Origin of the sequence: Actinomadura sp. BRA 177 (genome assembly GCF_013372625.1) — a bacterium.
Lineage (GTDB): Bacteria > Actinomycetota > Actinomycetes > Streptosporangiales > Streptosporangiaceae > Spirillospora.
In genome coordinates this window covers 1-535 of sequence record NZ_JABXFD010000719.1, presented here as the reverse complement: position 1 = coordinate 535, position 535 = coordinate 1, and the positions used below count along the sequence as shown (strand labels likewise).

Annotated in this window: 1 pseudogene; it reads right to left on the bottom strand. The window is 71.8% G+C overall.

Annotated features, from left to right (window positions below):
* Positions 1-177: 177 nt before the first annotated feature.
* A pseudogene (locus tag HUX53_RS38900) lies at positions 178-535 on the bottom strand (glycosyltransferase family 9 protein); the annotation flags it as partial.

The following is a 535-nucleotide window of genomic DNA, read 5'->3' as shown; positions in this document are numbered from 1 at the left end:
GAGTTGGGTTGTGTAGTGTGGTAGTGTGGCTGCTTCGTTGGTAGCCGCACGCGGAGAGCGGTCTGGATATGTCGGTCGCATGAACGGCGGCTGTGGAGATGTAGGCGTAGCGGAAGAGTTGGTTCTTGCGGTGCAGGGCGAGCTCGAGAATATGCACGGGCCGCTTCGTCGGCAGCGTCAGATGTGGATGAGGGACGGGGGATGGACGACGACGGCGCCCGGCGCGGGCGACGCGGCCGCCGGGGCGGGCAGGTCCAGGTCGCCGGGGTCGGCGTCGAACCCGTAGGCGGCGACGAGCCGGCACCAGCGCGCCACCTCGTGCTCGCCGGGATCCCACGCGGGCCCGCCGGCGTGCTGCGCCGCAGCGCAGGCGAAGGCCAGGAGGCGGTCCGGCGACAGGGCCGCCAGCAGCCGGTGGCTCTGCGGCCCGGAGCCGTGCAGGTTCACGGCCGCGTCCACCGGCCCGGCGGCCGGCAGCGGAGCGTCCAGTCCGTCCGCCGGGAGGACGTCGTCGACCGGTACCTTATACACATCT